The sequence below is a fragment of the Paenibacillus sp. 1A_MP2 genome (genome assembly GCF_052244825.1).
In the GTDB taxonomy this organism is placed as follows: domain Bacteria; phylum Bacillota; class Bacilli; order Paenibacillales; family Paenibacillaceae; genus Paenibacillus; species Paenibacillus vandeheii.
In genome coordinates, this window is record NZ_JBQQCS010000001.1 from 6,715,348 (window position 1) to 6,729,907 (window position 14,560).

Below are 14,560 nucleotides of genomic sequence, written 5' to 3' on the forward strand. Positions count from 1 at the left end.
AAAATTTACTACTCTCTTGGTTTATTGAATCATTTTTAAAACGTTCTTTGTTACCTTTTCTGTGTAATCTTTAAAGCTCAATATACTCTCGTTTTGGGGCAGGGACATCGATAGAGAAACAGCCCCTCTGATCATCATGGCAATGACTTTGGGATCAAAATCTTGAAATTCTTTCGCTTGTTGACCTTCGTGAAGAATCTCTTCTAACAGGACGTTTAATTCATCTTCAGGATTGATTTCTAACCGAAAATAAGGAACATTATCTGGTGTGCGAACATTAAACACGATTTCCAATAGTGCCGTGGTGTTCCCACGTTTTATAGCGCGATAGGTGATTCCCGCTTCTATATAGGCCATCAATTTTTCCAGATTGGATGATTTTTTTTCTACTCTCTCGATCATAAAAGCTTTCTCTTGTTCAACCAAATAGAGCAATGTATTGTTCATCAAATCTTCCTTGCCAGAAAAATGATACGAGATGAGTCCCGTACTCGTATTAGCCCTTTTTGCTATTTTGGATAGGCTGGTGCTAAAATATCCAATCTCTGTGAGAACCTCAATCGCAGCATGAATGATTTGTTCTCTGCGGGCATCGGCTATTAAATATTGCTTGTTTTTCATCTTTTCATCTACCTTCATGGAATTGACTGAATGTTTTTTATATTGATCGGTTAATCAGTTATTATGATAATGTTTACTTCCCCTCCTGTCAAGGATGGATAAAAACATGCCCAAGGCAACCTTCTCGGTTGTCGTATATGTGTATGCTCACAAAAAAGGATAGTGTACACGATGGAGTTCTATTTCAATGACCGCCTCTTCAGCACGCCAAACGGACATTTTGAAATGCAGAGGATGCCCGAATTGGTATCATCGATCTGGAGAGCAAGATAATATCAAGTCTCTCGATCTATGGTTCTGATGATGCGCTGCGGTATTTGGGCAAGTTCTGATTCTTCTCTAACAATGGAAAGTGACGGATTCGAGGCTTTCAGGTGAGAATAAACATCTTTCCGTAATGATGTCTATTTTTCTTTCAGCGAACAAAAGATCTAATAACAATTTTATCGTGATAATTGCCACTATTTTCAAGATATTTTTTAAAAATATAAATAAAGCTGCAAAACCATGCATTTATACATGATCTCACAGCTTTTCAGATGCAATGTGCTACTATTATTTCACCATGTCTCACAACAAAATCTTAAACCACTGGCGCAATACATACTGGACGCGGCAGCTCCAGCTTGAACCCGTTATGAGTCAGACGTCCATCTTCGCCATTGATCTGAAAAGCAACAAGGTTGTTGCTGTCCTGATTGGCCACCAGCAGAATACCGTCAGGCAGCAGGTTGAAGTTACGCGGAGTCTGTCCAATGGTGGAGGTCCATTCAACAGCCTCCAGCTCACCGGATTCCTGATCAATGTGAAACAGCACAATACTGTCATCCCCACGGTTGGAAGCATACAGGAAACGCCCACAAGGGGACACGCGGATGTCCGCCGACGTACCTTCTCCACTATGACCTTCAGGCAGTGTGGAGATATGCTGCAGCGTAGTGAACTCTCCTCTACGCTCATCATACATGAACGCTGTAACGGTATTGCTCAATTCATTGACCACATATGCCCATTTCGAGTTTGGGTGGAAGACCAGATGTCTCGGTCCGGAGCCTGGAAGCTGATTCATCTCCCGGTGTGTAACCAGACGGCCTTCTTCGTTACGGTACACAATGATCTGATCCAGACCAAGATCACATACAATAGCATACTGTCCTGAAGGATCTGGCTGAATGGAGTGGGCATGCGGGCCTTCCTGACGGTCATCATTCTGCCCTCTTCCCGTATGTTCAACCAGCGCGCTCATCTCCCCAAGCGTGCCTTGATCCCCCACCGGGAATACATTCACACTGCCACTGCTGTAGTTCGAAGTCAGCACCCATTTGCCGTCCTGCGTCACAGATACATAACAAGGCGAAGCGCCCTTCGTCAACTTGCGATCCATCAAATGCAGTTCACTCGTTGCGGCATCCCGCCGATAGACGAGCACCTCGCCCTCGTCCGTTTCGCTTGCAACATATAGACAAGTCCCATCCGGGCATAAAGCAAGATATGACGGATTGTCCACCCCGTCCATATGATTTACAATCCGCATCTCGCCTGTATCCTTATTCAACGCACATAGAAAAATCCCCGGTTGATCCGCTGATGCATAAGTACCTGTATAGAACAAAACTTCATTGGTTGCTGTCGTTTCCATCATTTCATTCTCTCCCTATTCATTCAAATGGTTGATCTTGCTCTATAATCACATGCCGTTACACGAAACTGTAAACCGTATGTTTAATTCCACTATTATGTATTTACCCAATTCATGTCGCCTTGCTTCAGTGGGTATCCTCCCTCACCATAATACAAAGTATGAAACCTTACAAGAGCTCCACCGCATGGCGAATGTCCCAACGAAATCAAGTATGCAAAAACTCAATGTATTGCCTGATTCATTACCGCAGAAACGGTTGAACGGAGTAGTAACGATCCATTTCATATTAAAATTCAATTGGAAAATTGCAGCAACCTTTTGACGAATAGGGTCGTCTATAGGGGCAAATAGCTTTTATACAAAGGGATAATCCCGGAAAAGTGAGGCGAACCTGATATGAAAAAAATATGTTGGCTACGTTAACCGCCGGAGCTTTACTCACCCTTTCTCTGAGCGCGGGTCCGATTCATGCAGCTCAAGCAGAATTCACTGATATTCAAGGTATTGCAGGCGCGGACAAGATTGAATCCCTGCATCAGGATGGCTTAATCAAAGGAGTGAGTGACAGCTTGTTCAAACCGGAACAGGAACTAAACACGGCTCAGGGCATACAGCTCATTGCAGATGGTCTGCATCTGAATTTGGACACGATTCGTTTTATTAAGCAGCCACTGCCCAGTGACTATTTCTCCAACGTAAAAGATGGCGTATGGTACAGTGATGCTTTTATCCGTGCCCAGTTCAATGGCATTAAGATGTCAAACGATATCGATCCTTCCAAAGCGTTGACCCGTGAACAATATACCCTTTTCTTGATGCAGGGCATTGAAGCCAAAGGCGGCCTGCCGATGATTAACATCAAACCTGTAGATATCACGGACGAAAAAGAGCTTACTCCAGAATATCAAGGCGCTGTCCAACGCTCCCTTGTCTTGAAGATTAACACCCTTGATGCAGACGGCAACTTTAATCCAAAGGAAACGATTACCCGCGCCGAAGCTGCGGTTATGATGTATAACGCGATTGAGTATATGGAAGATTTCAATGCACCAAAAATCCCTGAAACACCAGAGAAATAATGCCCCATTGTTTTTTTTATTTTTTAAAATACCAAACAGCCGCACGTTCCCTCTAAAGGGGACATGCGGCTGTTCCGTTATATCTATAACGACAACTGATCCAAGATCAGTCTTAGAAAGAACCTTTTACAACAACTTCGGACAGCGGGAAACGACCTGCCAGACGAGCTGGTACTGCAGCTTTACCTACAGTAATCAACAACGTTGGCAAATAACGCGCAGGGATGTTGAATGTTTCGATCAATTGTTGCGGGTTGTAACCACCCATTGGGCAAGTATCATATCCCAGGGAACGTGCAGCAAGCATAATGTTCTGTGAAGCAAAAGATGCATTGCGAATCGCTTCGTCACGGGCGATTTGCGGATTTTGGTAAGCACCGTTGATCTGTCCAACCAATGCGTCACGAACTTCAGCCGGGATCGCACCTGCTTCAACAGCCTGATCATAAATCACGGCGTTGCGGTTAGCTTCCAGATCTCCGAGTACAGCAATAGTAACGGAGCTGTCTGTGACTTGACTTTGACCGTAAGCGATTGGCAGCAGCTTGGCTTTGTCCGCTTCGGATTCGATCACGAGGAATTTCCAGTGTTGCAGGTTCCATGATGATGGTGCTTCGGAAGCAGCAGTCAGGATAGCATTCAGATCTGCTTCAGGCATAACAAAACCACTTTCGTACTTTTTGACAGCGTGACGTTCATTAATCACGCGAAGTGTTTCATTGTTTTCAATGCTGGACATGCGTTCCACTCCCCAAGTTCTTTTTTTATTTTTTTACGTTCGCAAGGGCAAACTCTACCGAGTACTCACCTTCCGAAAATAACATCAGCGCAGACGATCGCTTCCATCTGTGTTCACGTTATGCCCGGAATCGCCTGAAACATCTTCGGATCATACAACCGGAGCAAACGCCCTTATATAGCCTCTCCAACATGTTTGGTAACATCCGTGCAGGTCTAGATCATGAAGAGCTGGTAATGATCAAATCTGTCATGAACTATCCTTCATTGACAAGGGTTCCATGGACAAGGAACATTCTTTCCCATTACCGATACGATGCTTCACATCCTCAATAGATATGCGGTCAAAATAAGCGCTTAGCGCTACTTCTCCTCCATCGTAGATGCTTCCCATCACATCCTGCATATTGGAAGAAACGACGCATGTGGAGCCGGATTCTCCCGAACACCAGCTGGGTCCAAGTGATCCACCTGCTACCAGCCTGTACAAGTCTCCAAGCTTGATTTCTTCACTCGGACGGCTGAGCAGATATCCACCATGGGCACCTTCCTTGGTTGTCAGGTATCCGTGCTTCCGCAGAACACTAAGTACCTTGCGTACCCTGGCTGGGTGCGTACCAACACTTTGGGACAAATCTTCACTATTGGCCATACACTCATCCTTCATGGACAAAAAGACCAGACAGTGCACAGCAATGGTAAATTCACTGTTCATTACTTACTCCCTTCCCGGCCTATCCTTCACCGATGAAAATTCAATCCAGGTAAGTATAACTGTCATTATAGGAATAACAGTTATGTTTGTCAATACTCTCAGCCAAGGGGTTCGAAAGCCTGAATTCCCCTGTCATTCCAGTATATACAGGCCTTTCATAGGTTAATTGAAATGGTTGAGTTCTATATGTGTTTTGGGCAACAGAACAAAAAAAGTGAGCCGATCGCTTCGCGAAAGGCTCCAATAAGATAGACATATGAAAGGGCTTACGAGATTATTATAATCGGTTATTCCTATTTTGAAAACGCTTTTTTTGTAAAGTGGCTTCGGTTCTGAAAATATCCTATTTTTTAAGCAAATCAACATGGGTATTGCAAAAACTAATGACATTAGTTATATTACTAACAACATTAGTTTTAAGGAGGATTCAATGATGCGAATTACACGTGAGCATGATGTTGTCCAAGTTTCATTCCTTCCGCGTCTTTTCCCTGTGAACGTATATCTCGTTGAAGAAGAAGACGGGTTTACCCTTATCGATGCCGGAATGCCATTCAGTCTCAAGGGGATTCTGGCTACCGCACAATCCCTAGGCAAACCGATTACCAGAATCATTCTGACTCACGCCCATGGCGACCATGTTGGTGCACTGGATGGTCTTAAGGATGCGTTGCCTAAAGCCGAGGTCTGCATCTCCAGAAGAGATGCCCCGCTGCTGGCCGGAGATGCTTCCCTGCTTCCCGGCGAACCACAGACACCAGTACGCGGCAGTGTGCCCAAAGCGATCCGCACCCGGCCGGACCGCTTGCTCGATGACGGCGACCGGATCGGCTCCCTGGTCGCCATTGCTACCCCAGGCCATACGCCAGGCCACATGGCCTTCATGGATACGCGCAGCCGCGTGATCATCGCTGGCGACGCATACCAGCTGCACGGCGGCCTCGCCGTATCCGGCCGCCTGCGCCCGCTCTTTCCGTTCCCCGCGCTGGCGACGTGGAACCGAGAACTTGCTCTTGCCAGCGCCAAGCGTCTGGCTGAGCTGGAACCGTCCGTGCTCGCTGTAGGGCACGGACGAACGCTGCGTCAGCCCGCCGCGGCCATGCGCGCAGCTACGGCAGACGCGGAGCAGCGGCTGCGCCCTGCCGGGGGGCGCCTGTGAGCCCCCGCCAAGGGCTGGATCGCGGCGCTTTGTTAAGCGCCGCCGCCCAGCTTGCCGACAGCGACGGATTCCACTCGCTGACACTGGCCGCTCTGGCCCAGCGGCTGGATGTGCGCTCCCCGTCGCTCTACAACCACATCAACGGTCTTCCCGGGCTTCGCCAGGAATTGGCGTTGATGTCCGCCCAGCAGCTCAGCCGTGCGTTAACCGAGGCTTCCGCTGGCCGTTCGGGCGATGAAGCCATTCAGGAGGTCGCTGCCGCGTATATCGGCTTCGTCCGCAAGCATCCAGGGCTGTACGAAGCCTTCTTCCATGCGCCGGACCGTAAGGAACCGCAGCTCGTTGTCGCCAGCACAGCTGCCCTGGATCTGCTGCTGCGTTTGTTGCAGCCCTATCCGCTAAGTGAAGCGGAAGCGCTGCATGCCGTTCGCGGTTTACGCAGTCTTTGCCATGGCTTCGCCTCCATGGGTGAGAAGGGCGGCTTCGGCATGAGCTTCGACCCGGATGAGAGCCTACAGCTGACCGTGACTGCTTTCCTGAATGGATTGCAACATCTTCATACAACCTGATATATATATCTTGATTCCAAATGGGAAGAGGGCTGCAGATCATCTGCAGCCCTCCTTATGTATCCTACCGTCCCGCTACCGAAGGAACGGTTACTCTATCGCCAGGGTACTCGCCCTGTTTGGATTTCCTGCAAAATCTTCTTCATTACGGGAACGTATACTTTCCAGTAAAAACGATCCGGAACACCCTCTTGATCGGGTGTAAGCTTCGTTTTCACGACATCCCATCCCTTGATACGGCGCCAGAATGAGTAATGTTCCAGCTCTCCGAATGACCCTGCCATATAATAAGTCCGGTTGTAGCCCTCATGCCGAATAAGAGCAGCGAATTCCGCCGGGATACCTGCGTCCATTAGTTTCTGCTGACCATTCTCCGTCAGATCCGTCTTATACCATGCCAGTACAGAAGCCTGTTGTTCAGGCACGACGATGTCAAACCATTCGCTGTAATGGATGTCCCTGGTAATGCCACTCCATTTCTTCCCTTCCTGTGTGAAGGCAAGTTTTATATTACCCGTCTTTACATCCCGGCCTTGCTTCAGTACAATCACCCGTCCGTCCTCATGAATCAGTACAATGCCCGCACCTTGAAACAACCAATTCTTCTTCTCCCGAAGCTCATAGTTCATCCGTACCTTCTGGGGCACTTCATCTGTGCTTTGCAGATCCAATACGGATTTTCCCTGCCATCCGCTGCTTCTCATTCCCAGAATCGGATACAATTGCTCTCTTGTCATGTTTGAAGCAGCGTTCGACAAGGCGCTATATTCGACCACAACCGTTACACCTTTGGTTGCAGCTTCGTTAATTTTGTGCGCATCGTATATCGTAAGGCCCTCATATGCTTTGCCTTGTATCCGTTCATTCGGATCTGTCGATGAAATATTTAGATTCGCCGTCAGGTAAATCAAGTCCGTGTCGGTTACCTCATCCGGTAATGTCCGCTCACTACGAGAGATCCCATCTTGTATATGATTTCCGTAGTAGTCTTCTTCATACCGATAATGCTCCCCTGTCTGTTGGACAATCTTTTGCTGATTCAGAATCCATACCAGTCCCTTATGCCCCGCATAGGCGAAGTCCGGTTTACCTTTATCGACAATCATGATATTAAGCGGTATCGGAGCCTGTGACTGCCACAAAATCCAGGGGATAACCAGGACCACTGATACTACGGTGAGGGAAGCCAATGCCCATACCGTGAGCGGCCTGTGATTTCTATTCATGAAGCGTATTCCTCCTTGCTCTGTTCCAAGGTATTTCTATGATCGGCATATTACCCCTTTCCGCTCTTATGGTCCTTCTTCATCCCATACTTCACCAAACGCCAGAACCGATCCTATTCATTCAACAAGCACACGGGTTCGCAGCTGACTCCATGTCTCTGGTACTTTGATACAATAGATCGGATCGGGATGTATATAATACGTCCACGCTCTTTCATCTGTTTCACGTGTTTGTATAGCCGCATAACAGGCCCGATTCAATCAGATACCTGCATATCCATCTTGGAACCGCCGATTTCCTTGATCCTGCTGCATTCGTAAGTTCATTTCCTGATTTGCCCTTACTCGAATAAACCGCTTCACACGGGGCACAATAATACAAATTTTTCAAATGAACCCTGTTTATACAATCCGGATAAATGATACACTAAGCATTCTATCGGCTTTCTTCGTTTGTGATATAATAGGAACAGAAAATTCCGGTAATTCGTAGCATGTTCCGGATGTCCGGATAACATCTTATTCCAGAGAGAGGGCGTTTTACGTGGCTCAAATCAGTCCGTTTTACCTTCAGATCGGTGCAACCGTGGGTATGCTCATCATGGCCCTGCTTGCCATCTTCATTCGAATGAAAGCCAGTCATCGTCCGGTAACCATTCGCAAAATACTTATTCCTCCTCTGGGGATGAGCACAGGTTTCCTCATGTTTGTTGTACCGGAGACTCATGTTCCGCTGCTATGGGCACTTATTGCGCTGTTGGTGGGCTGGTTTATCTTCTCGTATCCCCTCATTCGCAGTACACGGTTTGAACGAGTTAACGAAGAAATTTTTGCCACACGTTCACGGAGCTTTGCTTTCATTCTGCTTGGATTGCTGGCTATACGTCTAATCCTGCATGAAGTCATTCAGCGTTATGTAAGCATTCCTCAAACGGGTGGATTATTCTTCCTTCTGGCCTTCGGCATGATCGTGCGCTGGCGGGTATATATGTACAAACATTACAAGGAAGTTGTTGCTGCCGAATCCTAGCAACACCCTAATAACAGAAAAGACACGTTCTGGCACTTCACTTCACCGTGCAGAACGTGTCTTTTTTGTGGGTTAGGCGTATTTTTCAAATGGAAGAAGGCAGAAGTTACCCATAATTGAAATCCATGCGAATTCGAATATCCATATGGTCCGCTCCATCTTTCACCAACATCAGCAGAGCCTACATCTTCCTTTCGTCATAAAATGGAATTGTCACGCAATAGCCCAATACGCATCGCTTCTGTTATCGCTTCGGAGCGGGAGCGTACGCCGAGTTTCTCGAAGACGCGGGTCAGACTGTACTCAACCGTACGTTGACTCATGAGTAGCTTTGCAGCGATTTCTTTGTTACTACGGCCACTTGCAACTTCCTGCAAAATCTCTTGTTCACGCTCTGTGATGGATACCTTATTCAAGGTCTGATCTTTACGTTTACTCAAATGAATCTCACTCCGACGCAATTGACGGAGCAAATGAACCGGAATAACTGCTTCATCACGCATCGCACAGCGAATTGCAGTCAGAAGCTGCTCACGGGTTGCTGTCTTACTCACAAAACCTGTCACCCCTGAGTCAATAAGGATGTTGAAGTTGGGACTTATGTCATAACCGGTGTAGATCAATATTCGATTTTCCGGATCGAGCGAGATTACCCGTTTAGTCAACTCCAATCCACTGATCCCAGGCATATTCAGATCAAAAAGCAATAGGTCAAAGTTCTCGATTTGCAATCGTTCCAACGCCTCCATGGGAAGTGTAAGCGCCGTCACTTGAATCTCCGGGTCTTGCTCCAGCAGAAGCTTCGTTCCTTCTCCTACTGATGGGTGATCATCTACCAGCAATATACGAATCATTGGATTCTCTCCTTCTTCCCACATTTACTTTATCCTTCATCTGCTCTGGTTACTGCATGACTACGGATCGGCAACCGGATTACGGCGAATAGTCCTTTTCCAGGCTCTGAGTACCAATCCAGGCTTCCCTCAAAGCTACGGACGCGCTCTTTTATTCCCGATATCCCCATATGACTAAATGAGTCCTCTGCCGCCGACTCTTGCATCCCTATGCCATTGTCACGATATGTATAATGTAGCACCCCCTCCTCCAATCTAATGCCAATCTCAACTCTCGCAGCCCGCGAATGCTTGGCTGCGTTTCGAAGCAGCTCCTGAGTGATTCTATAGATGGCTAGCGTCTGTTCATCATCAAGCAGCCCATCAACGGATTCTGTCGAGAAGTCTACCACGTAATCCATGCGTGTCTGAGCTTCAACAAACAACTGTTCCAAAGCTTGAGTAAGTCCCATTTCCATTAAAAGTGGAGGGCGCAATTCATTACAGGTCTCGCGGATCTGATGAATGACATCAAGCAGCCCTTCCTTAATCTGTTCCAGTTCATTACGCAAACCATCAGACATCTCTTCATCAAGAATAGCTGTCTCTAACCGCCGAAGCCAGATGATCTGATCCTGCAAGGCAGAGTCATGCAGATCTGAAGCCAAGCGTCGTCGCTCATTCTCAGACAAGTTGAAGATTAGTCGAAGCACCCAGGATGGAGCATGACTGTGCTTTTGTATTTCCGTCTCCATATCCACGATTAGCCCTTCAATTAAGTAAAGATTTTCATAAACAATAGCGCTATAATTGGCTAACGTACTGAGCCAGTTCCGTTCGTCCGGGTTAAATCGCGTATGATTTGCTTTGTCGTCAATCCAGAGTATATACAAAGAATCCTGACGCTTTCCAATAACAAGACAAATGCCACGAGACATGGTCAACAGATATCCTGGAGCGATTCGATTCATTTTTTTCCGTAACTCACTTGCCAGTTCAGTACGCTCTGTCTTACTCAATTGATCAATCCGCACTTCGGTTTGATGCATATCCCAATCGAAGAAAGCCATATCTAACACAGGAAGCGAAGAATTTATTTCCTGCTCCAATGCTTTCTCAAGGTCAGAGCGTTTCATGACACGCGATACATTGTGAGAGAATCGTTCAAAACTGTCCCTTATATCCAGACGACTACCCAATTTTTTCTTCACTCGACGATCCATATATTCCTTGACAAACAGCGTAATAACCAGAAGGAAATAAAACAAGAGAAACATACGGATGCCATCAATCCCGTTCGGCCCTCCGCTATTGGCTATCCACATCCCAAGCGTGGCCATCAACGCAGAAGGTATTATGGCAAGAAGAGCATGATAAATAAAGCGGTTTAGTATAAAATCAACATCAAACATCCTTCTCGTTGTCAGCATATATATATAAATAATCGGCAATGTTAACAAGAAGGCTGCAGCCACATCGTTAGATACAATTGGATAATTGATCAGTGATGGCAGGCTGTACAGACAGACAAACGGGAGAAAGGCCAGCGTATGTGCAATTAACGTCAATTTGAACAACGAATGCAAATGATCCAAGCGATGTTTGCGATACTTGTGAATTAGCTTCGCGACAATTAGAATGTTGGGTATCGCAAAAAATAAAATAAGTAATGTCGATCCATAAGAGTAGAATTCCACGTCAATGAGTTCACGGATCGACCTCATGACTATGTGGAACACGATGCAGATATAAAACAGAACAAGCCAGGGTTTGGATATAAACCGTTCTTCAAACTTTCTTAGATAGCTATTCATAAAGTGAATAAATAGAATCGGTACCATTAGAAAGGATAAATAGAAAAAAGACGTCCAAAAGGTTCGTATCGGTCTGTAGTATAACCACCCAGATAGGCTAGAACTGTGAACAGAAAGAAGAGCGCCAAAAGAAATGCCGATGAATCTTTCCGTCGGTAGCGCCCCATTACGGCGACGAAAAAGAAAAAGTACAGACGCACTCAGTGGACCTTTAATGGAAAGTAGTGATACGTGCAAAGGCAGCTTCTGGATCGTCAGAAGCTGCTCCTTTCCATCTGCCCCTATTTTGGTAATCGACTCAGCTCGTTCAATCCTTCCGTAATGTTGAACAGTGAAATTTCTCGCTGGTGAAGCCCCGTCGATGGCAATCACGACGTCTCCTGGCTCCATATAAGCTCGACCCCATCCCTCATCGCCAACAGAGCTCACTTTATAATACCCTGTTACATCTGTCTCAACTTCAATATGAATTAAAGGTGACCCAACAACGAGGAGGATATCATATACGACAATGACGATGTATATCAAAACTGCGGCTAGCCAATTCCCTTTCCTCAATTCAAAATCCTCCAACCTATTTTATGTATGATTTAATCGCCCCAGTTTGAAATCTGCTGACTGGTGATGGAGCGACCTTCCGATCGAAAAGTGAACACATCCAGTAATGCTCGGTGTTCGATCTCCCCTAGTCCGGCGAAAAACAATTGTCCACTTTTCAAACTGTTACACGCATTTTTTTCCTTCATCAACATCTCAATAGCTTCCTTCAACATTCCAGTCAGCCTCCTGTATCGTAGTTTAGTTTGATGAGCATTAAATCCCATTCCTAATATATTCTACGCCGGCTGCATACGAGTATGAGATGATCTTCTGATGTATGAACTGCGGTTGTCCGGCTTGTTTTTACTATATCAGTACAACAAAGAACATGAAACGACAACCCACATTGTAATTCCCGCAAAAGAATTTGCGCTCTGTTGCGTGATCTGCAACTTTACCTGCAATCCTCTTTACACAGGCATCAGGATTCTATCACAGCAGATAAACGTTTCTTGAACCCATCTTGAATGGGCAACTGCTCAACCAACCGGAGATAACGATAATAAGCGATGCGCATATGAACAGAAGCATATGTTAATGCACCGGAATTCTCCAATAACTCTAGTAGCTCGTTTATTCTGTTGCAAACTTGTTTGTACGTTAATCGACCTTCAAAATAATCAATCACCCAGTGGGATTGCCCATTCAGATGCGCGATTAAAGCAAGCACAGGAAGGGTTTTTTTTCGATTCCAAAAGTCGTTCTTCCCTTCCCGATTCATCACATCCAAAATATCATTTTTGATCTGAGCGGCTAAACCCAACTGCTCGGCGTATTCTTCTACTTCCACACGGCTCTCTCCACATGCGAGAACCGTACCTATTTGACAAGCCATCACAATCAAGGATGCTGATTTGTCGACAACTGTTTGTATATACTCACTTTCGCTGAGAATCCGGCTTGTCAAATCCATCATCTGACCGTTTACCGCTTTTATAGCCTGGGTGTTCAGCAGAGCGGCAGCCTTATATTTTCTCGTGGTCTCAAAGTCGCTATCCAGCAAGAGATGTTGGGACAAGAATACGAAACCAAGCGCAATATTTAGTACACACTCTTGTGGAATGGAGCTCCAAACGGCCACTGTATTATCACGATCTTGAAGATCATCGATCATGTCTAGCGCGAGCAAAAGCAATTCGACGGCAGCGACCGCCCTATAAATCGCTTTGCCTTCACCACCATAGATTTGATAGTGCAAACTTGTCAGATTTCCGATTTTAGTTCCACCTTGCAACTTGTACAAGACACATTCCACTGCTTGCTTGCAAAGTACCTCATCTGTAAATTCTTTCTCTATAGCCTGGCACAATATCTGTTCGATCTTCATGTCTTCCACCATAACACATCCTCCTTATTCTCTTTTTTCCATTTTGAATATATTTTCCAATAAGATATCATATTTATCTTTTTTAGATCAACTTCCTAATAATTAAAGACAAAAAAACTCCTCTGGCTATATAGTAGCCAGAAGAGCTCCACTTAAGATTTATTCAGAAGTCTACCTTGTTCTAAAGTCTTTAGGCGCTGTTCTTCAAAACTGAGTAATGCGCCGTAAGGATGCAACGGGGAATACATACTTCGAATATAACTCAAGTATGAATCCGCTCTTTCATCCGAACAATGGGTAAAAGCCTCCACTTTGAGTAAAGACAATGGATCCAGTACCTGCTTGTTGAGCAGAAGATGTAAGAGAATGTCCGCCCCCTATGGTCACTCACTTCTTTCAATCGAATGACCTCTTCAGACAGAATCATTGCTACTGTATTCTGGTGTAAGGGGGTTGTCCTTATTTCTTGCCAAAATTCGACTAAATTCTTTATCAGCCTGGTGACTAAAATATCTTCATGATTTCTTTCACCCTGCATCGCTGTATAAAAATATAAAACGTTCAGATTGTGCAGATCTTTGCTCCATTTAGTATCATTTCTCTCTGCTACTTCATACAGATACCGCCGTGAATCCTTAAGCAGAAAATCCAGCTTCCTGACGTCCATAGCGCTAGCAGTAATCAACGCATTCCAAGCAAAGAAAAGTGAATAGTTGCGTCTACCGAGCAAAAGAGCGTTTGTTCCATCTGTAAATAACGTACCGATACCGAGGGCGACTGACAAAAGACCAATCAGCCCCCACAGGCTGAGAAAATCGGATGAGAGCTTCAGAGCAAGCAGACCGAGAAGCAAACTAAACGTCGGACCAGCCGAAGAAATTACGCGTTGAGCTCGTATTGATGAGGCAAATGTGCGCTCGTCCTCATAAGCAGCGACTTCAGCTTTCATTGCTCCAAAAAAGTAGGCTTGTTTCCATTTCCATTCGAGGTGAAACGGTGAAAATGAAAACAGAAATGGTCCAAATATCAGATGGGTAACTCGGTTGCCCATAAACAGTGCACCGAGGATATGACCGAATTCATGTAACATAATAGCTATTACCAGTGCAATTGCAATAATGAGCAAGAGGGTAAGAAGCGACAAAACTCCCCCCACCCTCCTAGTGTTGGTATACCTTCTGTATCCCCCAGCAAAAACGAAGTAGCC

Annotated in this window: 14 protein-coding genes; 4 read left to right on the forward strand and 10 right to left on the reverse strand. The window is 45.7% G+C overall.

Going from position 1 to position 14,560, the window contains the following annotated elements:
• Positions 1-21 precede the first annotated feature (21 nt).
• Both ACTWJ7_RS32980 and ACTWJ7_RS32985 read right to left on the reverse strand, forming a co-directional pair.
• A complete protein-coding gene (locus ACTWJ7_RS32980) occupies positions 22-621 on the reverse strand; it encodes a TetR/AcrR family transcriptional regulator (RefSeq protein ID WP_079348758.1) in 600 nt (199 codons plus the stop codon).
• A gap of 583 nt (positions 622-1,204) precedes the next feature.
• A complete protein-coding gene (locus ACTWJ7_RS32985; protein ID WP_301881883.1) occupies positions 1,205-2,263 on the reverse strand; it encodes a lactonase family protein in 1,059 nt (352 codons plus the stop codon).
• A 407-nt stretch (positions 2,264-2,670) separates the two neighbouring features.
• On the opposite strand from ACTWJ7_RS32985, the gene ACTWJ7_RS32990 reads away from it, so the two are divergent.
• Positions 2,671-3,342 (forward strand): S-layer homology domain-containing protein, encoded by a 672-nt coding sequence (locus ACTWJ7_RS32990; RefSeq protein ID WP_443146271.1) that lies wholly within the window; start codon positions 2,671-2,673, stop codon positions 3,340-3,342.
• Between the two features lie 112 nt (positions 3,343-3,454).
• Here the strand turns inward: ACTWJ7_RS32990 and ACTWJ7_RS32995 are convergent, their stop codons facing one another.
• Positions 3,455-4,081 carry a nitroreductase family protein gene (locus ACTWJ7_RS32995; RefSeq protein WP_301881884.1) on the reverse strand — a complete coding sequence of 209 codons (627 nt, stop codon included), beginning with the start codon at positions 4,079-4,081 and terminating at the stop codon, positions 3,455-3,457.
• A gap of 249 nt (positions 4,082-4,330) precedes the next feature.
• Positions 4,331-4,795, reverse strand: coding sequence for an Rrf2 family transcriptional regulator (locus ACTWJ7_RS33000; RefSeq protein ID WP_301881886.1), 465 nt, complete (start codon positions 4,793-4,795; stop codon positions 4,331-4,333).
• 433 nt (positions 4,796-5,228) lie between these two features.
• Here ACTWJ7_RS33000 and ACTWJ7_RS33005 point away from each other — a divergent pair, with 433 nt between their 5' ends.
• Positions 5,229-5,954 (forward strand): MBL fold metallo-hydrolase, encoded by a 726-nt coding sequence (locus tag ACTWJ7_RS33005; protein ID WP_443146450.1) that lies wholly within the window; start codon positions 5,229-5,231, stop codon positions 5,952-5,954.
• Positions 5,951-6,523 carry a TetR-like C-terminal domain-containing protein gene (locus ACTWJ7_RS33010; protein WP_301881887.1) on the forward strand — a complete coding sequence of 191 codons (573 nt, stop codon included), beginning with the start codon at positions 5,951-5,953 and terminating at the stop codon, positions 6,521-6,523. The genes ACTWJ7_RS33005 and ACTWJ7_RS33010 overlap by 4 nt, the downstream gene beginning before the upstream one ends.
• Positions 6,524-6,618: 95 nt before the next feature.
• On the opposite strand, the gene ACTWJ7_RS33015 is transcribed toward ACTWJ7_RS33010, so the two are convergent.
• Positions 6,619-7,749 carry a hypothetical protein gene (locus tag ACTWJ7_RS33015; RefSeq protein WP_301881890.1) on the reverse strand — a complete coding sequence of 377 codons (1,131 nt, stop codon included), beginning with the start codon at positions 7,747-7,749 and terminating at the stop codon, positions 6,619-6,621.
• Between the two features lie 544 nt (positions 7,750-8,293).
• Between ACTWJ7_RS33015 and ACTWJ7_RS33020 the strand changes: the two genes are divergently transcribed.
• Positions 8,294-8,779 carry a CcdC family protein gene (locus ACTWJ7_RS33020; RefSeq protein ID WP_285079057.1) on the forward strand — a complete coding sequence of 162 codons (486 nt, stop codon included), beginning with the start codon at positions 8,294-8,296 and terminating at the stop codon, positions 8,777-8,779.
• Between the two features lie 197 nt (positions 8,780-8,976).
• Here ACTWJ7_RS33020 and ACTWJ7_RS33025 read toward each other — a convergent pair whose 3' ends face one another.
• From ACTWJ7_RS33025 to ACTWJ7_RS33045, 5 genes are all read right to left on the reverse strand, one after another.
• The gene (locus tag ACTWJ7_RS33025) at positions 8,977-9,633 is read right to left on the reverse strand and encodes a response regulator transcription factor (RefSeq protein ID WP_094938118.1); all 657 of its coding nucleotides are present in this window, start codon (positions 9,631-9,633) and stop codon (positions 8,977-8,979) included.
• Positions 9,634-9,662: 29 nt separating this feature from the next.
• Positions 9,663-11,984 (reverse strand): sensor histidine kinase, encoded by a 2,322-nt coding sequence (locus ACTWJ7_RS33030; protein WP_443146272.1) that lies wholly within the window; start codon positions 11,982-11,984, stop codon positions 9,663-9,665.
• Between the two features lie 32 nt (positions 11,985-12,016).
• Positions 12,017-12,199 carry a competence pheromone ComX gene (comX, locus tag ACTWJ7_RS33035; RefSeq protein WP_094938120.1) on the reverse strand — a complete coding sequence of 61 codons (183 nt, stop codon included), beginning with the start codon at positions 12,197-12,199 and terminating at the stop codon, positions 12,017-12,019.
• Positions 12,200-12,447: 248 nt separating this feature from the next.
• Positions 12,448-13,365, reverse strand: a complete 918-nt coding sequence (locus ACTWJ7_RS33040; RefSeq protein WP_094938121.1) for a polyprenyl synthetase family protein — start codon at positions 13,363-13,365, stop codon at positions 12,448-12,450.
• 250 nt (positions 13,366-13,615) lie between these two features.
• On the reverse strand, positions 13,616-14,497 hold the full coding sequence (locus ACTWJ7_RS33045) for a site-2 protease family protein (RefSeq protein WP_443146273.1): 882 nt from the start codon (positions 14,495-14,497) through the stop codon (positions 13,616-13,618).
• Positions 14,498-14,560: the final 63 nt, after the last annotated feature.